Source organism: Caenibacillus caldisaponilyticus (assembly GCF_002003465.1).
GTDB lineage: Bacteria > Bacillota > Bacilli > Bacillales > Sporolactobacillaceae > Caenibacillus > Caenibacillus caldisaponilyticus.
Genome location: NZ_BDDQ01000054.1, coordinates 1 through 26,206 on the forward strand (window position 1 = coordinate 1; position 26,206 = coordinate 26,206).

The 26,206-nt window shown below is 53.4% G+C and carries 28 protein-coding genes and 1 pseudogene; 4 read left to right on the forward strand and 25 right to left on the reverse strand.

From position 1 onward, the window contains the following. The 18 genes and pseudogenes from CCB157_RS13740 to CCB157_RS13825 all read right to left on the reverse strand — a co-directional run. Window positions 1-763 (reverse strand): annotated as a pseudogene (locus CCB157_RS13740) (NAD(P)H-dependent glycerol-3-phosphate dehydrogenase); the annotation flags it as partial. A gap of 33 nt (window positions 764-796) precedes the next feature. Continuing rightward, a complete protein-coding gene (plsY, locus tag CCB157_RS13745) occupies window positions 797-1,402 on the reverse strand; it encodes a glycerol-3-phosphate 1-O-acyltransferase PlsY (protein WP_077616454.1) in 606 nt (201 codons plus the stop codon). Window positions 1,403-1,419: 17 nt separating this feature from the next. Beyond that, window positions 1,420-2,733 carry a ribosome biogenesis GTPase Der gene (gene der, locus CCB157_RS13750; RefSeq protein ID WP_077616455.1) on the reverse strand — a complete coding sequence of 438 codons (1,314 nt, stop codon included), beginning with the start codon at window positions 2,731-2,733 and terminating at the stop codon, window positions 1,420-1,422. A 136-nt stretch (window positions 2,734-2,869) separates the two neighbouring features. Continuing rightward, entirely contained in the window at window positions 2,870-3,478 is a 609-nt protein-coding gene (locus CCB157_RS13755; protein ID WP_143287061.1) for a YphA family membrane protein, read from the reverse strand. A gap of 179 nt (window positions 3,479-3,657) precedes the next feature. Beyond that, window positions 3,658-4,800 (reverse strand): 30S ribosomal protein S1, encoded by a 1,143-nt coding sequence (rpsA, locus tag CCB157_RS13760; RefSeq protein WP_077616457.1) that lies wholly within the window; start codon window positions 4,798-4,800, stop codon window positions 3,658-3,660. A 114-nt stretch (window positions 4,801-4,914) separates the two neighbouring features. Next, a complete protein-coding gene (locus CCB157_RS13765; protein WP_077616458.1) occupies window positions 4,915-5,505 on the reverse strand; it encodes a lysophospholipid acyltransferase family protein in 591 nt (196 codons plus the stop codon). Continuing rightward, window positions 5,492-6,163: a (d)CMP kinase gene (cmk, locus tag CCB157_RS13770; protein ID WP_077616459.1), complete on the reverse strand. Its 672-nt coding sequence runs from the start codon at window positions 6,161-6,163 to the stop codon at window positions 5,492-5,494. Before cmk ends, CCB157_RS13765 begins: the two co-directional genes overlap by 14 nt. A gap of 100 nt (window positions 6,164-6,263) precedes the next feature. After that, a complete protein-coding gene (locus CCB157_RS13775; RefSeq protein ID WP_077616460.1) occupies window positions 6,264-6,479 on the reverse strand; it encodes a DUF5359 family protein in 216 nt (71 codons plus the stop codon). 13 nt (window positions 6,480-6,492) lie between these two features. Further along, the gene (locus CCB157_RS13780; RefSeq protein WP_158077329.1) at window positions 6,493-7,143 is read right to left on the reverse strand and encodes a flagellar brake protein; all 651 of its coding nucleotides are present in this window, start codon (window positions 7,141-7,143) and stop codon (window positions 6,493-6,495) included. Between the two features lie 141 nt (window positions 7,144-7,284). Next, a complete protein-coding gene (gene ypeB, locus CCB157_RS13785; protein WP_077616462.1) occupies window positions 7,285-8,604 on the reverse strand; it encodes a germination protein YpeB in 1,320 nt (439 codons plus the stop codon). 14 nt (window positions 8,605-8,618) lie between these two features. Continuing rightward, window positions 8,619-9,476: a spore cortex-lytic enzyme gene (sleB, locus tag CCB157_RS13790; RefSeq protein ID WP_077616463.1), complete on the reverse strand. Its 858-nt coding sequence runs from the start codon at window positions 9,474-9,476 to the stop codon at window positions 8,619-8,621. A gap of 227 nt (window positions 9,477-9,703) precedes the next feature. After that, the gene (gene prsW / locus CCB157_RS13795) at window positions 9,704-10,381 is read right to left on the reverse strand and encodes a glutamic-type intramembrane protease PrsW (RefSeq protein WP_077616464.1); all 678 of its coding nucleotides are present in this window, start codon (window positions 10,379-10,381) and stop codon (window positions 9,704-9,706) included. 73 nt (window positions 10,382-10,454) lie between these two features. After that, window positions 10,455-11,450 carry a YpdA family putative bacillithiol disulfide reductase gene (locus CCB157_RS13800; RefSeq protein WP_077616465.1) on the reverse strand — a complete coding sequence of 332 codons (996 nt, stop codon included), beginning with the start codon at window positions 11,448-11,450 and terminating at the stop codon, window positions 10,455-10,457. A gap of 181 nt (window positions 11,451-11,631) precedes the next feature. Beyond that, entirely contained in the window at window positions 11,632-12,915 is a 1,284-nt protein-coding gene (locus CCB157_RS13805; RefSeq protein ID WP_077616466.1) for a Glu/Leu/Phe/Val family dehydrogenase, read from the reverse strand. A gap of 419 nt (window positions 12,916-13,334) precedes the next feature. After that, window positions 13,335-13,934 carry a genetic competence negative regulator gene (locus CCB157_RS13810; RefSeq protein ID WP_077616467.1) on the reverse strand — a complete coding sequence of 200 codons (600 nt, stop codon included), beginning with the start codon at window positions 13,932-13,934 and terminating at the stop codon, window positions 13,335-13,337. 185 nt (window positions 13,935-14,119) lie between these two features. Beyond that, on the reverse strand, window positions 14,120-14,905 hold the full coding sequence (locus tag CCB157_RS13815) for a metallophosphoesterase (RefSeq protein ID WP_158077330.1): 786 nt from the start codon (window positions 14,903-14,905) through the stop codon (window positions 14,120-14,122). Then, the gene (locus CCB157_RS13820; RefSeq protein WP_077616469.1) at window positions 14,902-15,309 is read right to left on the reverse strand and encodes a hypothetical protein; all 408 of its coding nucleotides are present in this window, start codon (window positions 15,307-15,309) and stop codon (window positions 14,902-14,904) included. Before CCB157_RS13820 ends, CCB157_RS13815 begins: the two co-directional genes overlap by 4 nt. Before the next feature lie 50 nt (window positions 15,310-15,359). Next, window positions 15,360-15,995 (reverse strand): CBS domain-containing protein, encoded by a 636-nt coding sequence (locus tag CCB157_RS13825; RefSeq protein ID WP_077616470.1) that lies wholly within the window; start codon window positions 15,993-15,995, stop codon window positions 15,360-15,362. Window positions 15,996-16,170: 175 nt separating this feature from the next. Here CCB157_RS13825 and CCB157_RS13830 point away from each other — a divergent pair, with 175 nt between their 5' ends. The 3 genes from CCB157_RS13830 to CCB157_RS13840 are packed head-to-tail and all read left to right on the forward strand — an operon-like array spanning window position 16,171 to window position 17,290. Beyond that, complete coding sequence (locus tag CCB157_RS13830; protein WP_077616471.1) at window positions 16,171-16,386, forward strand: spore coat associated protein CotJA; 216 nt, start codon at window positions 16,171-16,173, stop codon at window positions 16,384-16,386. A 7-nt stretch (window positions 16,387-16,393) separates the two neighbouring features. Further along, on the forward strand, window positions 16,394-16,669 hold the full coding sequence (locus tag CCB157_RS13835) for a spore coat protein CotJB (protein ID WP_274519637.1): 276 nt from the start codon (window positions 16,394-16,396) through the stop codon (window positions 16,667-16,669). Between the two features lie 51 nt (window positions 16,670-16,720). After that, window positions 16,721-17,290: a manganese catalase family protein gene (locus CCB157_RS13840; RefSeq protein WP_077616472.1), complete on the forward strand. Its 570-nt coding sequence runs from the start codon at window positions 16,721-16,723 to the stop codon at window positions 17,288-17,290. 47 nt (window positions 17,291-17,337) lie between these two features. Here the strand turns inward: CCB157_RS13840 and CCB157_RS13845 are convergent, their stop codons facing one another. The 6 genes from CCB157_RS13845 to CCB157_RS13870 all read right to left on the reverse strand — a co-directional run bounded on the left by CCB157_RS13845 (window position 17,338) and on the right by CCB157_RS13870 (window position 24,077). Further along, window positions 17,338-17,781 carry a DUF2663 family protein gene (locus tag CCB157_RS13845; protein ID WP_158077331.1) on the reverse strand — a complete coding sequence of 148 codons (444 nt, stop codon included), beginning with the start codon at window positions 17,779-17,781 and terminating at the stop codon, window positions 17,338-17,340. A 60-nt stretch (window positions 17,782-17,841) separates the two neighbouring features. Then, window positions 17,842-18,207 (reverse strand): hypothetical protein, encoded by a 366-nt coding sequence (locus CCB157_RS13850; protein WP_077616474.1) that lies wholly within the window; start codon window positions 18,205-18,207, stop codon window positions 17,842-17,844. A gap of 86 nt (window positions 18,208-18,293) precedes the next feature. After that, on the reverse strand, window positions 18,294-18,854 hold the full coding sequence (locus CCB157_RS13855) for a CPBP family intramembrane glutamic endopeptidase (protein ID WP_158077332.1): 561 nt from the start codon (window positions 18,852-18,854) through the stop codon (window positions 18,294-18,296). Between the two features lie 14 nt (window positions 18,855-18,868). Further along, window positions 18,869-20,377 (reverse strand): RecQ family ATP-dependent DNA helicase, encoded by a 1,509-nt coding sequence (locus CCB157_RS13860; RefSeq protein WP_158077333.1) that lies wholly within the window; start codon window positions 20,375-20,377, stop codon window positions 18,869-18,871. Continuing rightward, a complete protein-coding gene (locus tag CCB157_RS13865) occupies window positions 20,352-21,425 on the reverse strand; it encodes a YpbB family protein (RefSeq protein WP_158077334.1) in 1,074 nt (357 codons plus the stop codon). Before CCB157_RS13865 ends, CCB157_RS13860 begins: the two co-directional genes overlap by 26 nt. A 207-nt stretch (window positions 21,426-21,632) precedes the next feature. Further along, a complete protein-coding gene (locus CCB157_RS13870; protein WP_077616478.1) occupies window positions 21,633-24,077 on the reverse strand; it encodes an immune inhibitor A domain-containing protein in 2,445 nt (814 codons plus the stop codon). A gap of 273 nt (window positions 24,078-24,350) precedes the next feature. On the opposite strand from CCB157_RS13870, the gene CCB157_RS13875 reads away from it, so the two are divergent. Further along, on the forward strand, window positions 24,351-24,848 hold the full coding sequence (locus CCB157_RS13875; RefSeq protein ID WP_077616479.1) for an inorganic diphosphatase: 498 nt from the start codon (window positions 24,351-24,353) through the stop codon (window positions 24,846-24,848). A 129-nt stretch (window positions 24,849-24,977) separates the two neighbouring features. On the opposite strand, the gene CCB157_RS13880 is transcribed toward CCB157_RS13875, so the two are convergent. Next, window positions 24,978-26,206, reverse strand: a 1,229-nt coding sequence (locus tag CCB157_RS13880) for an IS1182 family transposase (RefSeq protein ID WP_077616481.1), incomplete at its 5' end; no start/stop codon positions are given.

The following is a 26,206-nucleotide window of genomic DNA, read 5'->3' on the forward strand; positions in this document are numbered from 1 at the left end:
GCTGTGCACGCTGGTGCACGTGACGATCAAGTCGCCCATGCCGGCGAGTCCGGTAAACGTCAAGGGATGGGCGCCCATTTAACGCCGAGCCGCGTGATTTCCGCCAAGCCTCTCGTAATCAAAGCCGCCTTGCGTTGTCTCCGTATCCGAGCCCGTCGGAAATTCCGGCTCCGAGCGCGATGATGTTCTTCAACGCGCCGCCGAGCTCGACGCCGATCATGTCATCATTCGTGTACACCCTGAAGTTTTGGTTGATGAAGAGATCTTGTACAGCCCTGGCGGCTTCGGCGTTCCGCGACGACACGGCGACGGTCGTCGGCTTGCGCCGGCACACCTCTTCCGCATGGCTCGGCCCGGAAAGGACGCAAACCGCTTTGCGCAACGGCTCCGGGATTTCCTCTTCTATGATTTCCGAAATGCGCTTCGAAGTATGCGGCTCAATGCCTTTGGAAGCGTGCACGATCACCACCGGATGATCGAGATGGCGGCGGAGCTGGCCGAGGACTTCACGCATGCTTTTCGTCGGCGTGACGAGCACGATCGTGTCGACGCCGCGAATCGCCTCCGCCATATCCCAATATCCGATGATGGACGGCGGAAGGTCGACGCCGGGCAAATACCGCTCGTTACGATGATCGCGATTGATCGCTTCGATTTGCTCCCGTCGCCGCCCCCATAAGTTGACCGTCAAGCCGTTGTCGGCAAGTACGATGGCGAGCGCGGTGCCCCAGCTGCCCGCCCCCAAGACGCTGACCGGTTTCAAAACACCCACTCCTTGTCTATCAGAATGATTTCTTTATATATCTTTCGTTTTTGAACCGATTTTGTTTTCCTCACCTTTTAACAGCCGCTGGATGTTGGCGCGATGCTTCCACACCGAAAGCGCCGCCGCACAAAAGGCAACGGCTATTGAAGCGCCGGGTATTTCCGGAGAAAAGGCGAGCGCAAAGACGGGCGTAAATATGACGAAAACCAACGATCCGAGCGAGACATAGCGGGTGATCGCAATGAGCGCGATCGCGATCACACCGGCGATCAACGCGGGCTTGAACATCAACAGGCATAAAAACCCGATGGTCGTCGCCACGCCTTTTCCGCCGCGAAACCCGTAATAAACCGGCCACACATGGCCGATGATCGCGATGAGGCCGGTCAGGGCGACGCCCCAGTCCGAGAGATGCAAAGCCATGGCGATGCCCATGGCGGCCATTCCCTTCAAAACATCAAGAAGCAGGACGAGGACGGCGTAGCGCACTCCGAGCACCCGCATCGTGTTCGTCGCGCCGGCATTGCCGCTGCCGTATTTGCGGATGTCATCCTTTTTGATTAACTTAGTGAAAATGTAACTGAAACTGACGGCCCCCAAAAAATACGCAATCACGAAAGAGATGGCGTAATACACCGGTGCTCCTCCTCGTTTTATTCATTTCTCTTTTTCATCACCAACTTGATCGGCGTGCCGATAAAACCGAACGTCTCGCGCAGCTTGTTTTCCAGGAAGCGTTCATATGTAAAATGGACGAGTTCGGGATCGTTGACGAAAAAGACGAAGGTCGGCGGCTTCACCCCCACTTGTGTCGCATAGAAAATTTTCAGGCGCTTGCCGTTGTCGGACGGCGGCGGGGTCATGGCGATGGCGTCGGAGATGCAGTCGTTCAACGCGCTCGTTTTGACCCTCAGGCTATGGTTTTCCGCGACTTGGTCGATGACCGGAAGCAGCCGATGCAGCTTTTGTTTGGTTTTGGCAGAGACGAAAACGATCGGCGCATAGCTCAAAAAACGGAATTGTTCGCGGATGTTGCGGCGGAACGCATCCATCGTTTTCTCATCTTTTTCGACGGCATCCCATTTGTTCACGACGATGACGACGGCTCGACCTGCTTCATGGGCGTATCCGGCAATCTTTTTATCTTGCTCGCGGATGCCTTCTTCGCCGTTCAGCACGACCAGGACGACGTCGGACCGTTCAATCGCCCGTTGCGCGCGGAGTACACTATATTTTTCGGTGTTTTCGTAGATTTTTCCTCTTTTTCGCATCCCGGCCGTATCGATGATGACATAGGTTTTGCCGTCGCGTTCAAAAACGGTGTCGACCGCATCGCGCGTCGTTCCCGGGATATCGCTGACGATCACCCGTTCGCGGCCGAGGATCGCGTTCACGAGGGAAGATTTTCCGACGTTCGGCCGGCCGATCAATGAAAAGCGGATCACCGAATCGTCGTATGAATCGTCGCTTTTTTCCGGAAACCGGCGGACGATCTCATCCAGCAAATCCCCCAGGCCGGTGCCGTGGGCGCCGGAGATCGCAATCGGGTCGCCGAAGCCGAGCGAATAAAATTCGTACAAGTTTTCACGGCGTTTCACATTATCCATTTTGTTGACGCCGAGCACCACGGGCTTATCCGTCCGATAAAGAATATTCGCGACGTCTTGATCGGCATTCGTCAAGCCGTCCTTTCCGTCCACGACGAACAAAATCACGTCGGCTTCTTCCATGGCGAGGTGCGCTTGTTCGCGGATTTGGACGAGAAGCGGCTCATCGCCGAGATCGATGCCTCCCGTGTCGATGACGTTGAAGCGGCGGCCGAGCCACTCCGCCTCACCGTAGAGGCGATCGCGCGTCACTCCCGGCGTGTCTTCGACGATCGCCAGCCGTTCGCCGATCATGCGATTGAAGATCGTCGATTTGCCGACATTCGGTCGGCCGACGATGGCGAGTACCGGTAAACTCACGAAATCACTTCCTTTCCTCACAGCTTTTCCAACGGGCAAGACGCGCCCGTAACGACTTATGCCAACTGTTTTATTAAAAGGCTCGCAAGCTCCTTCATCTTACCAAAAAGGCGGACACCCGACAATCCGGCAACGATCAGCCCTTTCGCTGCACTTTCAGCAGCCGGCGTTGCGATGAGCGGCTGACCGCCAGTTGCAGGCGGACGGCAAACTGTTCAAACGCCGCCCATCCCATGATGGTGACCGTCAGGATCGTCAGGGCGGTAAAGCTTGTGGCATCGCCGATGTCGTTTTCATAAGGGTAAAAGAGAAGCGCCATGAGCGCTTCGGCTTGGCAAACCGCAACGGCCGCCGTCGCCAAGCGCAGCCCAAACGGCTTGACGAGGAACAGGGTGACGCACGCCCATCCCAAATAAAACATCCATTCTTTCAATACTAATAATATAGCGGGATCGATGAGCAAATAAATGCGGATTAACACATAGAGCATCGTGAGAATGAGATCGACCAAAATCAGCCTCAGCAATTCAAGCATCCGCCTGCCGACGAAAAAGCCGTATCCCGCGGCGAAAACGGCGAGATGTGCGGCGTTCACTTTGACCGTCCCGAACGGGATGTTCACATCGCTCAGAATGATGACGAGGAGCAAACCGAACATGAGGCGCGTCCGGCGCCGGCCTTTTTCCATCAAAAAGGCGCTGGCGATCCACATCCCCCATGCTACAAAATAAAAGCCTCCAGACAAGGCGTTCACCTCCCCGCCATAGTATCGGTGAGGAGGCGTGAAGATAAACCTTGTCCGGACGGCTTTTTGGTCATTTTTGTCGGTCGGCGGGCGGTGTCCCCCGCCGCCGACATCGCGAACGCCATCCGCGACGAAAAAAACGGCCTGAAAGTTCAGGCCGTTATACGTCCAAAGAGGATTTATTTATATTTTTTAAGCTGCTCGCCGATGACGTCTCCGAGCGAAAAGCCGCTTTGGTCTTCGTTGTGGACGGCCGTGTTTTGCTCTTGATAGCCGACCGGCCCTTCCAATTCCCGGATGCTGAGGGAGACGCGTTTTTCCGTGGCTTTGACGTCCAACACTTTGACTTTGACGGTTTCGCCTTCCGTCAAGACTTCACCGGGCGTGCCGATGTGGCGATTCGAGATTTCCGAGATGTGGACGAGGCCTTCAACGCCCGGGAAGAGTTCGACAAACGCGCCGAACGGAACGAGGCGTTTCACTTTGCCTTCCACGACATCTCCCGGCTTGATCTTATTGGGCACTTCTTCCCAAGGCCCGGGTTGCGTTTCTTTGATGGAAAGGGAGATGCGTTCATTATCGCGATCGATCGACAGCACTTTGACGGTGACGCGGTCGCCTTCTTTCACGACGTCTGAAGGCGTTTCCACGCGATAATGCGCCAATTGGGAGATGTGAACCAAACCGTCGACCCCACCGATGTCGACAAACGCCCCGAAATCCGTCAAACGTTGGACGGTGCCTTCGACGACATCGCCGGGATTCAAGGAGCGAAGGGTTTCTTGTTTTTTCGCTTCCGCTTGCTCGTCCAAAACGGCGCGATGGGATAAAATGACTTTGCGGTTTTCGCGGTCCAGTTCTATAATTTTGACGTCAAGCTCTTTCCCTTTATAATCGGAAAAATCTTCGACATAATGGCGTTCGACGAGCGAAGCCGGGACGAAACCGCGGACGCCGAGATCGGTGACCAAACCGCCTTTGACGACGTCGGCAATTTTGACCGTAAACGTTTCACGGTTATTGAATTTATTTTCAAGATCGTCCCACGCGCGGTCGGCGTCGACTTCTTTTTTTGACAGGACGAGCTCATCGTCATTCAGTTTCGTCACTTTCACCGTGACCTCGTCGCCTTCGGACAAGACGTCGCTCACTTTATCGACGTGGAGACTGGATAATTCGCTGATGGGCAGAATGCCATCCACTTTGTAGCCGACATCGACGAGCGCGTGTTTATCCTCAATTTTCGTTACCTTGCCGGTAATCACGTCACCGACCGAAACTGTATCGAATGCGGCCATTTCGTTGTTCATTTCATCAACCATTGGCAGTGACCTCCTTAAATTTACAGCGAAACAACGCAAAAAATTCCTTTATTCTAAGTTCTTACAAACCAAAGAATTTGTCAAGTAACAATCACACTCCCCGGCGCATGACTGTCACTCGTAAGACGCTTTCAGCGCCTTGATGCGCTCCATGATCGCTTCCGCCGCCTCCCCGGCTTTCGCCTTTCTGGCCTTTAGTTCGCTGAGATCGATGGGTTCGCCGATGACGATTTTCATTTTCCCGAACAATTTGTAACGGCCGATGATGGCGACCGGAATGACCGCCGCATCGCTTCTGAGCGCAAGAAAACCGGCGCCCGGTTTCGCCGGCCCGATGACACCGCTCTTGTTGCGGTGACCTTCCGGGAACATCAGCAAATTGCGGCCCTCGTTCAAAATCTGTAAGGCGGTTCTCAGCGCCTGGCGATCGCCCGCTCCCCGCTTAACTGGAAAAGCGTTCAACGAGACGATCAATTGTTTGAACAAGGGAATCTTAAAAAGTTCTTCTTTTGCCATATAACTGAGCTCGCGCGGAACCGCGACGCCGACGGCCGGCGGGTCCAGGTTGCTGATGTGGTTGCTGCAAAATAAAATGCCGCGTTCCGGCGGGACGCGATCGACGTTTTCCCTTCCGATCACCTCAAGTCCGAAAAACCTTTCAAAAAACCAAGTGACGGGCTTTCTGCCGAAATCATAAAGCCTCACCGTTTGCCGCCCTCTCCTTTATGATCGCCATGATCCGTTCGACGACTTCATCGATGCTGAGCGACGTCGTATCGATTTCTATGGCGTCGTCCGCCTTGCCGAGCTGGCGGCGATCCCGTTCATCGCGCAGCATGATCTCCCTTTTTAATTCGTCAAGCGGCGTGTCAATTCCTTTTTTTAGTTGTTCCTTATATCGGCGCTCGGCTCTCTTCTCAACGGAGGCCACCATAAAAATTTTCACATCGGCGTGAGGCAAGACGCGCGTGCCGATGTCACGGCCGTCCATGACAACGCCCCCTTTATCGGCGAGGGCGCGCTGGCGTTCCACCATGACTTCGCGCAATTCGGGATGGCGTGAAACGAAGGAAACGTTGTTCGAAACGAGCGGCGAACGAATGATTTCGGTCACGTCGGCGCCGTCGAGTTTCACGATCTGTCCGTTTTTGCCGGGAAGGAGTTCAATCGACGTCTCTTTGAGCATGTTTGCCAACGCTTTCCCATCGTTCAGATCGATGCCCTTTTGCAGAGCTTTATAAGTGGCCGCCCGGTACATCGCACCGGTATCTATGTAAACGTAATTCAAATGGTCGGCGATCTTTTTGGCAATGGTGCTCTTGCCGGCCGCGGCCGGTCCGTCAATCGCAATTTGAAGTCCCATATCCCAACATCCTTCTATATCTATGATTTTGTTTTTGCTGACATGCAAAAGGCAGGATGCCTCCTGCCGCCTTCGCCCCGCGGGCCTTGCCCGCAAATTCTCATTTATGATACCATATTTGCGGCAGTCGTTCCACGGAAACGGCGGGCGCTTTCACGCTTCGATCGAAGACCCCCTCAACGCGCACGGCTTTGTTTAAGTACGGTTTGATCTTGGCGTTCGCCATCAAATACTGCCCGGCCAAAAGCAGCATGAAGTGGATGACAAGGAGACGAATCAGCCATGTTTCAACGGTTTTCCATCCATTTCTGGACATCGCGCCACCTCTTTCACCCTTTCACCATCCGTTTGAGGTATAAATCGCGCTGGAAGCAATAACGGATGATTTGCATTCTCTTAAATTCGTTGAGGTCGGTAAATTCAAAAGAGGCTCGGATCCGTGTGCCATCCGACACCAAACGGACAAGCCGGCTTTTAATCTTAAAATAATGATAACGGCCCGATTTCATCGGCAAGGCCAGCCATAGATAGACATCCATCCCTTCCTTCAGCGCGTTCTCTTCCGGAAGGTTCAACGAACAACCGCCGCCGCTGATGTCCATCGTCGTCGTCGTGAACGGTTTAAACGGCGTGCCGCAAGGATGAACGGCGACGTCGAGCATCGCCGGAACCCGGACATGTTCCCTTCTCTGGATGTTCTTCAAAGCGGCGTCGCCGGGATAGGAGAGAATGAGGAGCGGCACGTTTTCCGTGCGCCGGCCCAACAATTCCGTCTCAAACCCGTAAACTTTTTTATTGTTGACAAAAGTGGCGAAAAAGCGGGCGCCGGTTGGAAAATGCCCGAACTTCTTTGTTTTTTCGTTGATCGGCGTTTCCACATACAGATGATCTTTTTTTTGCGCGATCACCGTTTTGTAAATTTCTTCTTCCCCATTTTCGTTTTTGAAAGTCAAATACAATTTGTCTCCGGCTCGTAGCAACCGTTCCATCCCCCATGTCTTGCATTTTTTCTCTTTTTCTTTTTATTATGTCATTTTTTTCGACTTTTTAGAAGCCGGCCGGAAAATTCCCGGCGCAAAGCCATGCGGATCCGTTGTTGCCAACGGATCCGCACATGGTCATTACGCCGTCATCAATTCAACTTTTTCTTGGCGGCCGTCCGCCGCGTTGACGAGGACGCGGTAAGTGTCCGATCCTTTCGTTCCGATGAACTCGTAGCAAAGCACGGGGTTGCCGAGATCGTTTTCGATGATCGCCAGATGTTGTTCTTGAACAGCGATGGTTTGATTCATGCCTTTTTTGGCGGCCTCCGCCGTGATCGCCGGCTTCAACGGCAAGGACGCGTCGCTTTGATGCGCGAGATAACCGCGATCGTCAAAAGCGAGCACTTCCCCGTTGTCCAAGGCGACTTTCATTCGAATCGACGCCGGGTAATCCCAAACATCCCCGATCTTGCGCGCGAAGGTGAAGACCCCGACGTTATCATATTGATCGCTCTTGATGAGCGCCATGTTTTTGAACCCGTGCCGGTTCAAGAAAGCGCCGGCGGCGTTGGACGCCCGATAAAGACTGATGCGCCGATCTTTGATGTCGCGGTATTTGACGAACCAGACGACATGCCCGCCTTTTCTCGCGACGGTGGCGACGGCGGTATTGCCGTAGCGATCCTCGCGCACGGTGACGGTATAAGCGGGAAAGCCCGAGCCTTTTCCAAGCGGTTCGGCGACGTATTTTCCGTTTTGAATGTTGAGAAAGCGGCGAACGATCGACTGTGCGTCCTTTTTGGAGATGGGGCGGCCGGTCAAGTTTTTCAAGGCGTCCCACTCATTCAGCTGAGTCCGGGTGACGGCGGGATCCCAATCGTTTTCAAAATTCCCGACCTTTTGATCGACCGCGCGCAACCCGTCGATCACCTGATTATCCGCCGGCTGTTTTTGTGAAGCGAGCGCCATTTCGACGTCCATCCAACGGAGATGGTGGTCCATGATGACTTGTTGGACGTCACGCAAACTTTTCTCGACCGTACCCGATTGTTTATACAAGCTTTCCAACTGCTTGTAATCCTCGGGCTTCAACGGCTGTTTTCCGTTTTTGACGGACGCTTGATAACTGAAGTTTCCGATGTTGGAAAGCAATTCGGCGGTTTTGTTGAACGGCAACAGCGTGAGGGGGAGCTGGCCGATGTCCCCCCGCGCGAGCGCGGAAAGCCGCCAAATCTCGGTCAGATCATTGGCGCCCGTTCCGTTCGAACCGGTGGCCAAGACGGTGCCGAGATGGTCGTGAATTTTATCAATATAATAGGTCAAATCGTGATAGGCTTGCTGGTAATTGTTTTCCGCATGCTGCAGAACGGCGTTTTTGTCGCGGTGTTCCCGATATCCCCAATAACCGGTGACGATCAATGCGATCGCCAGCACGGCGATGATCACGTTGCGGACCATCGAATCACCCCCATTTATTTAGTAAAGATGTGTTTGCCGATTTTTCCGACCTGTGGACGCGACCATATCCAAGCGGACGTCGCTTTGTCCGGATTGAAATAATACAGCGCGCCGTTGGTCGGATCCCAGCCGTTTAAGGCGTCGAGCACCGCTTGTTTGGCCTGCTGATTCGGAGTGAGCCAAATCTGGCCGTCTTGGACGGCTGTAAAAGCGCCCGGCTGGAAGATGACACCCGCCACGGTGTCTGGGAACAACGGGCTTTGGATCCGGTTGAGAATGACCGCAGCGACGGCGACTTGCCCGATATAGGGTTCGCCGCGGGCTTCCCCGTAAACCGCGTTGGCCATTAAATTGATATCGGATTGGGAAAAGCCTGCGGGAAGATGATTGTAATTGGTCTTTTTCGCGGTATTAGCTGCCGGTTGGCCGCCCTTTCCGCCAGGGGCGCCCGCCTTGGAAGGTTGCCCGCGATAAGACTCGCTCGTCTGCCGTTGGAGCGGAACGCCGCCGTAATAGGTGAACCGGTTTCCTTTCCGGATATTGTCCATGACAAATTTTTTATCGTACCTTGTGACCGAAACGAGTTTTTTCTTCGTATCCGCTCCGGCCAAACCGTCGACTTTTAACCCGTACCGCTGTTGAAAATTCCGTAAAGCCCAATATGTCTGCCATCCGAAAACGCCGTCGATTTTCCCCCGATAAAAACCGATATATTGGAGCCTGGCCTGCAATTCGACGACATCGTCCCCCGTCGCGCCCTTTTGTATGACTTGCGGGGAAAAGGCGTTGGCGGCATTGGGCGCGAAGGCCGCCGACCATACGAACGCGATCCCCAGCCCGATCGCCAACACCAATTGTCTTGTCTTCTGCATCTTTCCTTCCTCCTTCGAGGTTCCTTGCACCGTGTCAGACCGTGAAATCATGACCAAACCGATCAAACATAGGTGTATTTTCTGTTTCCATCGCCTTTTTTATGCAAATATTCCTGTCCCCCTGTCCGGCGTGCGGACGACCGTCCCCTTGTGCCGACAGGCTCTCATTGAGAACGTGGAGCGGCCGACCGTTTAAACCGAAAAAAAAAATGACCGCTCAAGTGCGGTCAATCAATGACATTCGGATTGCGGTTGGCGATCCAAGGATCGGGATTCCGATTCAGTTTTTTAATTTTTCTCAGCGCGTCCCACCACAAAATAAACATAAACGGCACGATCAAATACAGCCACTTCGACTCGGCCGACATGAGCCAGTCGTACATTCCATGAAGCAAGGCAGCCAAAAGCAAGGCAAAAAACAAATAATATCGCTTATGCTTGGCGTACTTCGCTTTTCCGATGTAGTATCCCATGAGGATGCCGAACAAGCCGTGGCTCGAGACGGGGAGCAGCGCCCGCCACAAGGCATAATGGATGCCGTAAGCGTATAAATAAAAGAGATTTTCCGCCGAAGCGAATCCGAGTGAAACCGAAGTCGCATAAACAATGCCGTCATACCGCTCCGTAAAGGCCACGTGGTGATAAGCGGTATAGATGACGACGAACCATTTAAAAAACTCTTCCATCCAGCCGTTCAGGATAAAGGCGGACAAGAGCCGCGACTGCCAAACGTTTTCCGTCTGAAAGGCGTACTGCAAGACCATGACGGGGATCACGAGCAGAGCGCCGAGGATAAAACATTTTATCACGACACCGATCGGTTCGCTTTCGTATTTGTCCTTTAAATAAATATAGGACATTAAAGCAATCCCCGGCGCGATGGCCGCGCTGACAACCGCCAACATACGAGATCCCCGTCCCTCTTTGAATCTGTCTACAATGAATTATATAGAATTTGGGCAAAAAAGTCGTGATGGCTTAGGCTTTCCCTTCACGCCGCGCGATCGTGCGGGCAATCGCTTCGCCGTGGAACCGGCCGTTTTCAATAAAGATTTCGTTCGCATCGTTACCGGCGGCGATGACGCCGGCGATGAAGACGCCCGCGACGTTCGTTTCCATCGTCTCGGGATTGTAAAGCGGCCGGCCGGTCTCCTCCTCGATGCCAACGCCGATGGCTTTAAGAAAATCGTGATCGGGATGATAGCCCGTCATGGCGAAGACAAAATCATTTTCCAGTTCGGTGACCGTGTCCCCTTTTTTATAGAGAACCGAATGCGGCCGAATTTCAATGACGTGGGCGTCAAAAATCATATCGATATAGCCGTGCCGGATGAGCGATTGAAATTCCGGCAAGATCCAAGGTTTGATGCTCGAAGAATAGTCGGAGCCGCGATAAATGACGGTCACCTTAGCACCCGCTTTATGGAGTTCCATCGCGGCGTCCACCGCGGAGTTTTTCCCTCCGATCACGACGACGCGCTGTCCGTAATAAGGATGCGCTTCTTTAAAATAATGAAACACCTTGGGCAAGTCTTCGCCGGGAATCCCCATATAATTCGGATGATCATAGTAGCCCGTCGCGATGACGACGTATTTCGCTTCATACCGACGGGTTTCGCCCGTCATCTTGACCGTTTCAAGGGCGAATCCACCGCCGTCCAACGGTTTGACCGTCCGCACTTCTTCATAAGGGTGGATCCGAATGTTTTTGCGCTTGACGACTTCCCGATAATAAGCGAGCGCCTGATTGCGCTTCGGTTTTCGGCCTTCGGTGACGAACGGCATGCCGCCGATTTCCAGTTTATCGCTCGTGCTGAAAAACTGTTGGTGCGTCGGATAATTGTATAACGATTGCACGATGTTGCCCTTTTCGATCACGAGCGGTTGAAACCCGTGATCTTGCAAGTAAATCGCCGCCGACAATCCGCAAGGACCCGCGCCGACGATGATGATCTCTTCCTTTGTAAACTCCATCTGAACACAACCCCCTACGCGTTCTGAAGCAACCGGTATGGCCAAAAACAAGGAATGGCGCGCACCGGCAAACGTCCGCCAGCGTTGCAGTCTTGGCCGCAACACGCAATGAGGCGAAAACGAAACAAAAACTTCCCCTACAAATCATAGGGGAAGCTCACGATGAATGCAAGGAAGCCGATCAGATCCAACCGCGGAATCTTGAAGCTTCGGCCATTTTCCGCACGCCGACCATATAGGCGGCGAGGCGCATGTTCACCTTGCGGTTGATCGCCGTGTTGTAGACGTTGTTGAACGCTTTGACGATCACTTCTTCCAGGCGCTCTTCGACTTCTTTTTCCGTCCAGTAATAACCTTGGTTGTTTTGCACCCATTCGAAATACGAAACCGTCACACCGCCGGAACTCGCCAACACATCGGGCACGATCAAAATTCCGCGCTCGGTCAATATTTCCGTCGCTTTGAGGGTCGTCGGACCGTTGGCCGCCTCGACGACGATCTTCGCTTTAATATTGTGAGCGTTTTCTTCGGTGATTTGGTTTTCGATGGCTGCCGGCACGAGAATATCGCAGTCCAACTCGAGCAATTCCTTGTTCGTGATCGTGTTCTTGAACAATTTCGTTACCGTTCCGAAGCTGTCGCGGCGCTCAAGCAGATAGTCGATGTCCAAGCCGTTCGGATCATACAACGCGCCGTACGCATCCGAGATGCCGATAACCTTCGCGCCGGCGTCGTGCATGAACTTGGCCAAATAGCTGCCGGCGTTGCCGAAGCCTTGGACGACGACCCTTGCCCCTTCAAGGGGAATGCCTTTTCGCTTCGCGGCTTCGCGGATGCAGATCGTCACGCCTTTGGCCGTCGCCGATTCCCGGCCGTGCGAACCGCCGAGCACCAGGGGTTTGCCGGTGATGAAGCCGGGCGAATCAAACTCGCGGATCCGGCTGTATTCGTCCATCATCCACGCCATGATTTGCGAATTCGTAAAGACGTCAGGAGCCGGAATGTCTTTCGTCGGCCCGACGATTTGACTGATCGCCCGCACATAGCCGCGGCTTAACCTTTCCAATTCCCTGAACGACATTTCGCGCGGATCGCAAACGATGCCGCCTTTGCCGCCGCCGTACGGAAGATCCACGATGCCGGCTTTCAGGCTCATCCATATTGACAGCGCTTTCACTTCGGATTCGGTAACATCCGGGTGAAAGCGAACGCCGCCTTTGGTCGGACCGACAGCGTCATTGTGCTGGGCTCGGTAGCCCGTAAAAATTTTAATGGACCCGTCGTCCATGCGAACCGGAATCCGGACCGTCAAAACCCGCAGCGGTTCTTTTAAAAGTTCGTACACCTCTTCGGGATACCCGAGTTTGTCGAGCGCCTCTTTGATAATCGTCTGAGTCGCCTCAAGAATGTCCAATTTTTCTTTTTCCGTTTCTGATCGTTCTTCGGAACGATTTTGGGCTACCATTTTTTACCTCCCATGACCTTCGCCTATGCCGTTTAATCCATGGATAAAATTTGATGAGTGCATGGTCCATTGAATAGGACGTTTATCACACATTTACTATAGTGAATTCACTTGAAATTTTCAATACATCCATATAAAAAATACGGAATCCGTCCGGAGGAAAAAACAGGTTGACTTTTTAAAAAAACGCAAAAAATGGACGGCCGTTCCGCCGAGTCGCGCCGGCCGTTTCTAAAAGCACACCGATGGGCACCCCCGTCGGATCCTGGAGTTCATGCCGAACGATGGCGAACGGCGGCCGTATTTTTTTAAATTTTTTCATTATCCAATCATGCTTCATAAATGGTTCCAACGGCTCATATATAATTAATGGCTCACTGGGGGCTTTCGTCATCAATAAATAAAAAAACCTCACCCGATCAGTGAGGTTTCTTCGCAAAGAAATATTGATAAAGCTGGGCAACCGCTTGATCCTTCATGATTAATTTCCCGTATTCTTCAAGGCGGTGGTTCGTCATCGTCGACGGGCTGCCGTATTCCGCGAGGATGGCGACAAACGTTTCCAGATCTTCCACGGGCGCCTCATCTTCAAAGATTAAGTAATAGCGATTTTCAAATAAGTAGAGCGAGCCTCCCCGAACGCCCAAATCATGGAGCTTGCGGGCAAGGGCGAGCACGTCTTCGAAATCGCGGAACTGATACAGGATGTCATCGGTTTCATCCAGCGTCACTTGCATTTCAATGTAGTCGTCATCGTCCGCATCGCCAAGATCGGAATCGAAGCGCTTCGAAACGATCACGACCATACCTTGTGCCGGTAAGGAAAACACTTCGATTTCGATGGGACCGTCGGCTTCAAAACCGAGCTCGTCGTCGGCCTCCATAATCATTTCGCGGAACAGTTCTTCAACCTTGGGCAGATTGGTCCAAAGATCTTCTTTGGAAATGCCGCGCTCGCGCAGATCATCAAAGGTCAAAAAGATTTTGATCTTGTCGGCGTTCAACCGTTCCAACCGCATTTTTCGTCCCCCTTACCATCACGCAAGACACCTTTAAATACTATATGCTTGCGGTATTGATTGTGTTCTCTTCGGCGGTCTATCAAGCCGTCTGTGCGCTCACCCGCCCTTTGGACTATTGTGTGCTGTTTCCCCGGTGAATAACCGGCAGAAGAAAAAGGCTTTGTTCGTAGTATTATACAACTTTATTCCTCGTTCGCCAATGACTTTTCATCACGATAGAGGCGAATAAGGAGCGTATCCGGCGGTGCCCCGAGACGAAGAGGAAAACGCGTCGTTCCATATCCGTTGCTGATGACAAGCGTACCGAACGGACGCCGCTTGACCCCGCCCGCCTCCCGCGGTCCCCATCCGAGGAGCCGTATTTGCCCGCCGTGCGTATGCCCGCTGACGACGAGCGAGATGTCGTCGTCCGGGCGGATCTTAACGCCAATCTCAGGGTTGTGGCTGATCAACAAACGAAATCCCGGCGCGACGCGTGCCAGAGCGACTTCAAGTCGATCCATATTATTCGACGTATCGCCGACGCCGATAAAATTCAATGCAGAGCGATCGCGGCGGAGGATGTATGCGTCATTTTCCAATACAACGACGCGATGTTTGTTAAATAGTTCAAGAAGTCGCGCGCGGTCGACATAAAGATCGTGATTGCCCCAAACAAAAAGGATCGGCACCCCAAAACGGCCCAGCTTTTCCAAGTTTTCATCCACCCTTGAAAAAGGCACGCCGTGCTCGGTCAAATCTCCGCCAATCACGATGACCTCGGGCCGGCCGATGCGGGAGAGAAGTTCTTGAGACACGCGGCGGCGATGGATATCCGAAATGAAAAAAAAGGAAAAGCCTTCAAAGGCCGACGGCAGGTTGGGAAAGACAAACCGCTTTTCCAAGACGATCTCCCGATGCGCTTCCCAGTACATATATAAGAGGACCATCAGTCCGGCTAATGCAACAACGACGATCCAGATGATCAAGATCGGCTCTCCCATCCGCGCCCGGATTCGCCCCGCCCTTCCGTTTTTTCAAAAGACAACCCAGCGTGGGTCGCGGCCAAGGCCAGTAAAATCAGGCTGACCGGCACCGAGCGCACAAGCAGGCTGATCCAGGCGACAAGCAGTATAACGAATATAATCATACCATATATTAAGCCGCGCCGTCTCCCCTTTTTCTCCCTCTGTGATAAGGACGCGGCCGCGAGCTGAATGGCCCGGGACCAGTACAGAAACCCCACCAACAGAAACACTGCTCCTTCCAAAAAAACGATCGGGTTCAAGATGAACGCCGACAGGACGGCGGCGAGAGGCTTGCCGTGCGGATAGAGGTTGGTCGCTTCCAGTCCCGCCAACCAACCGATGACCAGTCGAGAAAGCGTCTGCATAAAAAAATCCCTCCCTTCATCATTCTATGGGAGGGCATGCGCCTTTGCGCTCATCCATTTCGTTTGACGCTGATGACTTTGAAACCGTTGCGCTCCAGCCTGTCAATAAATTTGTCCGTGTCCCCGTTATCGTCCACCTTTATGACGATGCGGCGCACAAGTTTATCGTCATCGTCGAACGTTGTCAACGCGATAATGTTTTGATGAAATTGGCGCGTCACTTCGGCAAGGCGGAGAATCCGCCCTTCGGTATCCACCGATGAAAGGGCGATGCGGACGCCTTTTTTATTCATGCCGAAGGCGCTTTGAAATTGTTCCAGGACGTCAAAGCGCGTGACGATGCCAAGGCAGTTTTTCTCCGCATCGACGACCGCGACGAGCGGCACATCTTTCACTTTAATGAGCGTTTCTTCAAACACCGCCGTCTCGTCGACGGTATCGTCCGCTTTGATCGCGATCTCTCCCGCCGTGGTCGCATCCAAAAACCTCTGCTTCGGCAAGTCGGAGTGAAACGCGGCTTCAAAAATTCGGTTTTTGGTGATCAATCCGGCGTAACGGTCGCCGGAGAGAACCGGCATCCCGTCGATTTGCCGGTCGTTCAAAAGCTTGAGCGCCTCTCTCACTGTTGCCCCGGTTTGGACGGAGACCATTTTATGGCGCGGAATCATGACGCTTTGGACGAACATGTGAACACCTCCCGATAATTCGACATGTTCAGTGTATTCCACGCCCTCGGGCCGGATTCCTTTCTTTTTTTATATCTCATAAAAATTTTTCGCCGGACTGCGACAAGCCCCTCCATCATACACATTCAATGACGAAGAAACGGAATGCGATGAGCCGGAGGAAAGGAGGTCGCGCATGTCCTTTTCCATGCGAAAAACGTACGCGCCCTACGTCGGGCCCTATGACCCGTGCCCGCCGATCCGCGTCAAATCGTACGATACGCCCCCTCAGCTTTATCTCGGCTTCCAGCCGCCGGGGCTTGAGCAATTTCCGCCGAGGGAAGCCTTAAGACGGGGAACGCTCTGGCGGGCCTTGTACAGCCCATACGAAAATCCTTACAAACCGTCGTAGGCGGGAGGTGAACGAGGTGCCGAAAGAAACCCTTCCCGAAGAATTTTATCGGCTCATGGAGGACTTGCAAACGATCGATTTTGTCCTCGTCGAATTGACGCTGTATTTGGATACCCATCCGGAGGACTTGGAGGCTTTAAAGCAGTTCAATACGTTCAGCCGAAGAAGCCGCGACCTCCGCCAAACGATTGAAGCGCGTTACGGTCCGCTCCTTCAATTCGGGCACAGTTATTCCGAGTATCCGTGGGCGTGGGCCGACCCGCCGTGGCCGTGGCAGATGTAGCTGACGGCTGCATGCGTCCATCACCATTCCAAACGGGCAGGGGTGAAGAAAATGTGGCTTTATGAGAAGAAATTGCAATATCCCGTAAAGGTTTCCACATGCAACCCGAAACTCGCCAAATTTCTCATCGAACAATATGGCGGCGCGGATGGAGAGCTGTCCGCCGCCCTTCGCTATTTAAATCAACGGTACACGATTCCGGATAAGGTGATCGGCTTATTGACCGACATCGGAACGGAAGAATTCGCCCACCTTGAAATGATCGCGACGATGGTCTATAAATTGACGAAAGACGCGACGCCGGAACAATTAAAAGAAGCCGGCCTCGGCGCGCATTACGCCAACCATGACCGGGCGCTGTTCTACCACGATGCGGCCGGCACCCCTTGGACGGCCACGTACATTCAAGCGAAGGGCGACCCGATCGCCGATTTGTACGAAGACATCGCCGCCGAAGAAAAAGCGCGCGCCACCTATCAATGGATCATCAATATGTCCGACGATCCGTTCCTAAACGACGGCCTTAAATTTTTGCGGGAGCGCGAAGTCGTACACTCTCAACGATTCAGGGAAGCCGTCGAAATTCTCAAAGAAGAACAAGGAAAGAAAAAATATTATTAACCGGACGGTTCGGCGGGAAACGCAAGAACCGTTTTTTTCCGAAGCCTTTATGATTTGTAATAAAGATTGATGCCGTGGTGTTCGTCGAGCAGCGCCAAAATCTCCGTGCGGATCTGCCCGTCCCCGTGCGGCAGCCACAGCTCTTCGGAGCGGTCGATGAGCTCTGCCCGTAACGCTTCGTAATCTTCATCCGCTTCCCGATATTGGCGAAGAGAATATTGCCAGATCAAGAAGGCCGGAATGACGATGAAGACGTATCGCTCCAACAATTGCAAAGCGGCGGAGCCGTAGGCCTCCCCGTTTGCCGCGCCGTGCAGTCCATAAAACTGAAACAAAAGCCCGCCCAACAGCAGCAAAAGCGCGCTTCCGGAAAAAAACTTGAAGCGGTCGTATTTGTCCTTTTCTTTTTTGCGTTGAATCAACTCTACAAGCGTTTCGCCCGTCACAGGGGAAAGCCGGCCGTCCTTCACAAAGGTTTCCAACTCCTTCATAGCGATCCCCTCCCCTTTCAGCCTATGCGCCGATTTCGGCATTTAGGACGGGGCCGGGGATCAGAGGGGCGGTTCGCCGATCAAAAGAAAATATCCGAAAAAAGTGGCGACGATCGTGAGCAAAAACAATAAGAGGATGATATTCGCCACAACGACCCCCGCCGCGCGCTTTTTCCGTCTTTTTCGGGGGCGACCCGGCTGGCTTGCCGTTCGCTCAGCCCTTTCCATCCCTTCCGGATTTAATAAACGCTCCTTTTCAGCTTTCCGGCGTTCGACGCGGGTCATCGGTTCCGCTTTCAAAGACCGGCCATGGTCCCGCCCTTCTTTTTTTATGATGGATGCGGAGCGTGCCGGACGCCGTTTCTTCTTATTATGCGTCACGCGCCGCGGCGGCAGCGCCGAGAGATCCGGCATATTCCCGTCCATGACGGAACCCTCCTTCCTGCTTCAACCCTCATCAATGAAAAGCCAGATAAACCTCTATTCGCTTGGCAAGGCGGCCACAACCCGCCTCATGCCTTTGCGGACTCCCGCTTCACAAGTAAGCCGAGGCCCACGTCGACGACATAATGGGCAGCGATCGGTGCCCACAAACCGCCCGAAACGTTCAACAGCCCGCCAAAACAGAAGCCGAGCAAGACCGCGACCAAAAGCATCAAAGGTTTTCGCCAGTAGCGAACATGCGCCAAACCGAAGAGCAGGCTGGAAAGGCCGAGGCCAAGGTGGGGTTGCAACAATCCGCGAAACAACGTTTCCTCGACCGCGGCAACGACGAACATGGCGAAAAACAGATGGCGAGTGGTAAACGCCTGAAGGACACGGCGGTTGATGCCGCCATCGTCCAGCCACCCTTCAGGCAGCAAGCGCTCGAGTCCCCATTCGCCGGCGATCACCGCCAAGCCGACGGCGAAGCTTAAGCCTAAATAAAAGGGCCGGAAAACGACGAGCGCCCGCGCCAAGGCCGGCCCATCGCCGAACAGAAAGAGCAGCGCTAGGCACAAAAAGGCGAGCGCGCCTTGGGACAAATAAAAGCCTTTGATGATGTCGCGGTCTCTGACCGACTGCCAATCCAAAACCCCCACCCCTTCTAGCGAGCGGGCGCCGCGCAGCCAAAAAGCTTGGCCAATCGCTTTTGCCATGGATCCAGTAAAGGAGTCTCACGGCCCTGCGCGCACGGCTTCCGATAAACGTTTAAATCCAATCCGCACGCATCGCAACAATCCCCTGCATTCCCGGCCTTTTCCTCATGAAACAGCCGCAACATCGCTTGGCGTCGACAGCCCGTCGTTTCGAGCCACTCGCGCATGATTGACAGTTCGCGAAATTTGACCGCTTTGCGCTCGGCGATTCTTTTTTCGATCCGGCGGATGACGTCGTGCAACGGCTTCCGCCCTTCTTCGTCGAGCGCTGAAAGCGTTTCGACGAGAAAACGGCCGGCGGTCTCGCTTAACCCCGCCTCCGTCAAGACGGCTTCCGCCGCCGCGCGGTCGAGCGCCGAACCCGCCGTCCGGATGGAACGAATGAGCGCGGGCAGGCGATCAACCTCCGGAAATTCCCGGTGGATCAACCTTTCCGGCAATAAATGATCTTCCTTTGCCACAAGGGCGATGGCGACGCTCGGCTTTCCGTCCCGCCCCGCCCGGCCGATTTCCTGCAAATAGGCGTTGACGTAAAGCGGGTAATGAAAATGGATCACGTAACGGACGTTCGCTTTGTTGATCCCCATCCCGAAGGCGGTCGTCGCGCAAACGACATCCAACTGATCATAGAAAAACTGGTTTTGCACCAACAAGCGCTCTTCGGCGTCCATGCCGGCATGGTAATACGCCGTCCGGACCTTCGTCCGGCTGCGAAGCACGGCATGGACGGCTTCCGCCGCCTTACGGCTCGAAAAATATACGATCCCGGGGCTTTGCAAATTCGTCACGAGTTCGATCAGGCGCTCGAGTTTTTCCGCGCCGGTGTCCATTTTCTCCACCGCGATGGCGATGTTCGGGCGATCGACACCGTATAAATGCAGGCGGCAATGCGCGATGCCGAGGCGGGCGATGATATCCGCTCGCGTTTTCTCGTCCGCGGTCGCCGTCATCGCGAGGCAAGGCGGCCGGCCGATGTCCTCCCGAATGGCCCCCAATTTCAAATAATCCGGGCGGAATTCGTAACCCCATTCCGACACGCAATGGGCTTCGTCGACGACGAACAGCGTTACGTTTGCCCGCTTTAATGCGCGCCGGACGCGCTCCGACTGCAACATCTCCGGAGAGATGTATAAAAATCGGCATTCATGCAAAGAGCGGAGCAGCCGCTCCTTTTCTTCACGGCCCAAAAAGCTGTTGAGCGCCGCCGCCCGTTTTTCACCGTGCAGCCGGAGGGCTTCGACTTGATCTTCCATTAAGGACACGAGCGGGCTCACGATGACGACCAAGCCTCCAAGCAGCTCGCCCGCCAGCTGATAACAAAGCGATTTGCCGCTTCCCGTCGGCAACATGCAAAACACGTCGTGCCCTTTCAAAATATCTTCGATCACTTCTTTTTGGCCCGGACGGAACGCCTCGAACCCGAAGCGCTCCTTAAGCGTCGCTTCCAACGTCGTCACGGTCATTCATCCTCGCCAACACCAACCGGATGTGAAAATAATCGATGTCCGCCGGCAGCGCTTGTTTGATGGCGGAAAGCCGCCGCGTCCTGGTCCGCTTGAGAACTTGTTTCACCAAACGTTCGGCGCTTTCGTTCACGAACGGACGAATGGAAAACTCGGGATCGCAAAACGCGATTTCCACGATATGATCTTGCACGGTCGCCGTTTTCAGGCGTCTGAGGCGCGCGATGTCTTCCACGCCCAAACCCTTTTTCAACAACTCGTAGGTCTTGGCGCTGGACGCCGTCAGCCCGGCGTCGATGTCTTTTGCAAGGCGGCTTAACAGCGGAAAACTTGAAGCGCTCTGTTTGGCCGTCAGCACTTTGGCCGTGCGGTGCAAGCCCGATTGAAACCATAGCAGCGTTTCCGTCTCGGGGCGCGAAAGCAGGACGGCCATCTGGTCGATCGTCTTCCCCGCCATGCCGGAGCCGGACAACCGGTTGGAAAGCAACGTCGCTTCCCGTTCAGGAAACCGGCTGCAAAGCGCCACCAGTTCATTGTACAAACCTGCGGCCAATGCCTCCCGATCGCGCCCGACGGCCTTCAAATACCCCTTGATCCAACGGAGCGTCGCGTCGTCGCGGACGACCGGAAGAAACCGCGGCTGTTTGGCGATGAGATGCGAGGCGGTTTGCACGAGGAGGGAAAGCCGCGACCAAATTTTTTCCGCCGCCCGTCCATAAAACCAGCCGTCCAATCCCGTCGGGAGTTCAAAGCGGCTCCGGGCCGCTTCGAGCGCTTGCAACCCCTCTTCCGTCAGCAGGCAGCGGTTGCCGTCGTTCAGGATCCAGCGGCCGCTGCGCGACAGGTCTTCCATAAGAGCTTGCCACTCCTGCCTCGTCAGCGACTTCAACGTTTGAAAATACACGTGCACCTGATAAAGAAAGCCGTCTTGAATCGTCTGCGCGGTGCGCTTGCCCTTTAGAAGATGATAGACGGCACTCGCCGACCGTTCACCGCGAAAGCGATGAATGAGGGATAAAATCAAAAATTGTTCGAAGGTCAACGGCGCCACCATCCCGAGGCGTATTTCTCTCTCATTTTAACAAAATTCGACGAAAAACGGGGGCTTTTCCGCAATGAAACATCCGCCGGCCGGAGCCGGCGGATGCCATCATGGAAAGCGTCGTGACATATAAAAACGGATTCATTTTTAAGTACGGCCGCATGCTGCGCCACGCGCGGCTTGGTCTTTCCCGCCCGATGCCGCGCCTTAACGATGGATGCGGATTTTTCCGACCGTGCGATCGCGGGCCTCGGCGAGAACATCAATCTTCAATCCGTAACGCGGAACGTGGCGGCCGGCGTAGATTTGCCCGGGATTGCTGTAATCTCGACGGTCGTCGAAGGTCGCAACCGGGCGCTGTCCTTTCTCATACAAATAGAGGCCGAGCAGGCTGCGGTAATCCAAAAAGGTCACATCCGTTCGTTTGGTCGAGAACGCGGCATCCTGAATTTGATAGATGGTGGAAGCCGCCGTTCCGTCGCTCCATACGGCGGTGTTTTGGTGCGCATCGACCACGCCCAAGAAGCCGTCGCCGGGATGGTTGCCGACCCAGTTGTCATCATAAGCGTTGTCGACGTACCAAATGACGAGTCCGGGATCATACGTCAAAAGCGAGGCGCCGCGTCGGATGTGGGCGAGCGCCGTATCGGCCGCATCCCAGTTCCGCCACTCCAGCAAATAGTAATGATCGGTATATTTGTTGCCGTCCGATTTCACAAACCCGTCCAAATGGAACGCCGATTCCCCTTCGGCCCCGTCGTCGATGACCGCATGGCCATCTTTCTCAAGCTTCACATTATCGACGAAGACGCCGTCCAAATTCGTTCCCCAGTCGGTCATGTAGCGGAATTGAATTTGGATGCGTTTCCCGGCGTAAGCGCTCAGGTCGACGCGCTCATGTATCCAGCCGCCGCTTGAGCCGGTGTAACCGGGAAGATTGGCTTTGATCGCCGGATAGCCATCCGCATTGATGGCGTCCGTCGTGTGCGGTGTCGCCAGTGATTTCCACGTTTTTCCGTAGTCGTCGGAAACTTGCACCATGGCGAAATCCCAGTTGGCTTCCGTATTGAACCAGATGTCGTATTCCAACGCTGCTTGCGCGGCGTCCGTCAAATCGGCGGTCGCGACCATTTTATGGTCGATTTCGTCACCCGAACCGCCGTAATAGGCGAAAGCGCCGGTCTTCGGCTTTTGAATCAACGTCGCTTTCTTCGGCAAATCGATGCGAACCGCATCGGCGTTCGTTCCTTTGACGCTCGCTTCATCCAAAAGCACCGTCGTCCCGCGCCGGTCAAGCTCTTGCAAATTCAGGGTGACGTCTTTAAACCAATTGGAATCGGGCATCGTCGATTGCAAATATTCCTTATCGTACGGGCTGAAACCCGATGGTTCGGTGCCGGGAATCTTTCCGCTCCAGCTTCCGCTCGACATGATCGACCAGAACCCGACCGGTTCGCCGACCCCGTTTTGCGAGTAGCTCGTGTCGTATTCATCCGGAAGCCCGAGATTGTGCCCAAATTCATGGGCAAATACCCCGGCGGCTCCGTCTTCCGGTTCGATCGTGTAGGCAAAACCGGCGAGCCGGCCGCCCCAATACGGCACGTCCGCCTGCGTCCCCGGAATCGGATACGCTCCGCCGAGATCCCAGCTGTGCGACCAGATCGCATCCGGACCGAGCGAGCCGCCGCCGGCTTCCTCGCCGACGCCCGCGTGAATGACCATCAAATGATCAATGATGCCGTCGGGTTCGCGAAGATTGCCGTCCCCGTCCAAATCGTACGGATCTTCTTGATCAAAATCTTGCAAATGAAGGGACGGATCTTTTGCCGCTTCCGACAACGCCTCTTTAATCAGTTCGCGCGGATTGGCGTCGTTTCCCGTGGACGGGTCGTTGCCGCCATAGTAACTGGCGGGATGCTTCGCGGTATACCAGCCGCCGACGGCGCCCTCAATCGTGTAACTTCCGCCCGATTGCTGCTCATAAAATTGCTTGACAGATATGAATTTTTGTCCGCTCGGGCCTTCATAGCCGTTTTTGCCGAAAATCATCTTTTGATAGTGCGCGCGCGTGTAGTCCGGATACAATAAGACGGGATCGTCTTCGGGACGGACGTTATTGTGGGCAAAATCGGGAAATTGGATCAACAGCACGAGCACTTTATCCGTGCGCACCGGACCTTTCCATTTTTCCGGGCGAACGGACGGCACGCTGCGGTTACCTAGCTTCGCGCCTTGTACATGGCCGTGCGGGTTCGTCCGCTTTTTGCGCTTGATCGGCGGCTTAATTTTGAGTTTCGCTTGTTTTTGCAACTTCGTGCGAGTCGCTTTTGCGTCTTGCGCATCGCTTTCCGCCAAGGCGTCGGCATGCTCGGCACGTTTGACGATATATTGGCGGAGCGCCTTCTGTTTTTCGCCGGCGGAAAGGTTGGCGCGGATCGTCCCCCGTTTGATCAAGGCTTTGAGTACCTTTTCCTCATTGACGACGCCGATGTCAAATGGACCGTTGGCGTGGTGCGGCAAGAGCGCCGCGTCTTCGGCCGACGCGGAGACGTTGGCTGGCGGAGACGCCGCGTGCGCCGCCGGCGAGACCAAACCGACAAGCAATCCCGCAGAAACGACCGTTGATCCGACGATTCGTTTCCACTGTCTCACCGCTGTTCCTCCTCCTGCAATTCTCTCTTCTCTTCATCCGCTTGGACAAAGAGGTATCTAAACATTTCTTTTTTCGACGAAAAGATTCCTTTTTCATCGCCGTCTTTTGCCAAAAAATGAGAAAAAAGTCGGGATGTGCCGGATCGCGTATAGGTCTAAAGAACTATTCCTGGAAAAATCGTCGCTTCGATCACGCGCCGAACCGTGTTTCTTTCCGCGGTGGATGTTGGTATAATAGATTTTGTATGGTAGAACTGAAGGAGGAATCAGAAAATGGCCGAAAACAGAGTCGTTGAAGTCTTTATAGAAATCCCGACCGGCAGCCAAAACAAATACGAGTACGACAAAGAAAAAGGCGTATTCAAGCTCGACCGCGTCCTCTACTCACCGATGCATTATCCGACCGAATATGGATACATAGACGGAACGCTCGCTCTGGACGGCGATCCGCTCGACGTGCTCGTTTACACGACTTTCCCGACGTTCCCCGGCTGCGTCATCGATGCGCGCGTCATCGGCGCTTTAATCATGAGCGACGACAAAGGGCAAGATGAAAAATTGCTCGCCGTTCCGGCGGAAGACCCGCGCTTCAATGAAGTGCATACCCTGGAGGACATGCCGAAGCACGTCCTGGACGAAATCGCCCACTTCTTTAAGGTCTATAAAGATCTTGAAAACAAGAAAACGGAAATCAAAGGTTGGGTCGGCGTCGAAGAGGCCAATCGGCTCATCGATGAATGCACCAAACGCTATCAAGAAAAAAATAAATAAGCGATGGCGGAAAACCGAAAAAGAAGCCGTCTCAAAAGTCCTGAAGAGGGACTGATTTGAGACGGCTTCTCTCTTGATCATTTTGTTTTATGGAATAATTATGGGTATCCTTCTGGTAAAAGGCTCCTCTTATGCGACCTTTTTATCATTGTTTTCTTCTTTTTTAACCTTCGGTTTTAATTGGTTTGCCCATTTTGTTAAGTTATGGGCAATACAAATTAGACCCCATTCCACCGTCGTTTTGGAAAGGCCTCTTAATAAAAATCTATGGAAACCTCGATTATACTTGATTTGTCCAAAAACGGGTTCGACATCGCATTTTCGCCTACGATAAAGCTTGTCTCCCTCTTTTGTGGCTAAACGTTCTCGAACCTCTCTCCGTCGCTGTTGATTTTCTAAAGAAACTGAAATGGTTTTCGTATCTTTACCTTTCGCACAAATCTCTTGGAAAGGGCACCCTTGACAATCTAAACAGCGATAAATTCGTTTTTTAGTGATATAACCATTATCCGTTTTTTGCTTCTTTTCGTATGCAAATGTCAATCGCTTATTATTGGCACAAACCCACTCATCCAATTCTTCATCGTAGGTCATATTTTCGACTCGTCCGACTTGGTTTTTCCATTTCTTTGTTTGTTCCTTATCTAACGTATTATATTTAACGAAAGCTTCGATCTCCTTCTTGTCACAGAAAGCATAATTTTCTTCACTGCCATACCCTGAATCCGCAATAAGCGCTTTTGGTTTTGGCCTGCCATAAGATTCGAGAATGCCGAAATGAGGTTGAAGGCATCCCGGATCACCCGCTCGTTGATGCAAACTAAATCCAACAATGAACTGATTCTCCGTACCTATTTGAACATTATACCCCGGTTTAAGTTGACCGTTTTTCATGTGGTCTTCTTTCATTCGCATGAAGGTGGCATCTTTATCGGTCTTTGAGTAGCTATTTCGACCGTTGAAGATTTCTTTTTGCGCCTCATATTTTTGCTTGCGAGGTAAGAGATCTTTTTCAAGTTGGCGTTTGGCTTTTTTGATCGCTTTGTTTTTGGGTTCGGTCTCTAACCTTTTTTCTAGGACACTAATGGTGTCTTTCATTTGTTCAGAAGTGACAGGATTTTTATCCAACCTCTCTTGTAAACTTGATTCAACTTCAGTTTTTTCGTCTTCCTTGGTTATAGCCTCGATTCCGGCCACGATCGTTCGGTACTTTTCATCGAGTTTAGCGTCAAATTTTTCTGTTGCTTTCCGCCAAACAAACGTGTATTTATTGGCGTTGGCTTCGATTTTGGTTCCGTCTAAAAAGTATTCTTCCAATTGGATGAGCCCTTGTTGATGGAGGAGATCCACGATGGAAA

What these genes read in the sequence shown, in the direction of transcription:
- rpsA (WP_077616457.1), bottom strand. Translation starts at nt 4,800, where the DNA reads ATGGTTGATGAAATGAACAACGAAATGGCCGCATTCGATACAGTTTCG.
- cmk (WP_077616459.1), bottom strand. Translation starts at nt 6,163, where the DNA reads ATGGGACTTCAAATTGCGATTGACGGACCGGCCGCGGCCGGCAAGAGC.
- CCB157_RS13775 (WP_077616460.1), bottom strand. Translation starts at nt 6,479, where the DNA reads ATGTCCAGAAATGGATGGAAAACCGTTGAAACATGGCTGATTCGTCTC.
- ypeB (WP_077616462.1), bottom strand. Translation starts at nt 8,604, where the DNA reads ATGGTCCGCAACGTGATCATCGCCGTGCTGGCGATCGCATTGATCGTC.
- sleB (WP_077616463.1), bottom strand. Translation starts at nt 9,476, where the DNA reads ATGCAGAAGACAAGACAATTGGTGTTGGCGATCGGGCTGGGGATCGCG.
- prsW (WP_077616464.1), bottom strand. Translation starts at nt 10,381, where the DNA reads ATGTTGGCGGTTGTCAGCGCGGCCATCGCGCCGGGGATTGCTTTAATG.
- CCB157_RS13800 (WP_077616465.1), bottom strand. Translation starts at nt 11,450, where the DNA reads ATGGAGTTTACAAAGGAAGAGATCATCATCGTCGGCGCGGGTCCTTGC.
- CCB157_RS13805 (WP_077616466.1), bottom strand. Translation starts at nt 12,915, where the DNA reads ATGGTAGCCCAAAATCGTTCCGAAGAACGATCAGAAACGGAAAAAGAA.
- CCB157_RS13810 (WP_077616467.1), bottom strand. Translation starts at nt 13,934, where the DNA reads ATGCGGTTGGAACGGTTGAACGCCGACAAGATCAAAATCTTTTTGACC.
- CCB157_RS13820 (WP_077616469.1), bottom strand. Translation starts at nt 15,309, where the DNA reads ATGCAGACGCTTTCTCGACTGGTCATCGGTTGGTTGGCGGGACTGGAA.
- CCB157_RS13825 (WP_077616470.1), bottom strand. Translation starts at nt 15,995, where the DNA reads ATGTTCGTCCAAAGCGTCATGATTCCGCGCCATAAAATGGTCTCCGTC.
- CCB157_RS13830 (WP_077616471.1), top strand. Translation starts at nt 16,171, where the DNA reads ATGTCCTTTTCCATGCGAAAAACGTACGCGCCCTACGTCGGGCCCTAT.
- CCB157_RS13840 (WP_077616472.1), top strand. Translation starts at nt 16,721, where the DNA reads ATGTGGCTTTATGAGAAGAAATTGCAATATCCCGTAAAGGTTTCCACA.
- CCB157_RS13845 (WP_158077331.1), bottom strand. Translation starts at nt 17,781, where the DNA reads ATGAAGGAGTTGGAAACCTTTGTGAAGGACGGCCGGCTTTCCCCTGTG.
- CCB157_RS13850 (WP_077616474.1), bottom strand. Translation starts at nt 18,207, where the DNA reads ATGGACGGGAATATGCCGGATCTCTCGGCGCTGCCGCCGCGGCGCGTG.
- CCB157_RS13875 (WP_077616479.1), top strand. Translation starts at nt 24,351, where the DNA reads ATGGCCGAAAACAGAGTCGTTGAAGTCTTTATAGAAATCCCGACCGGC.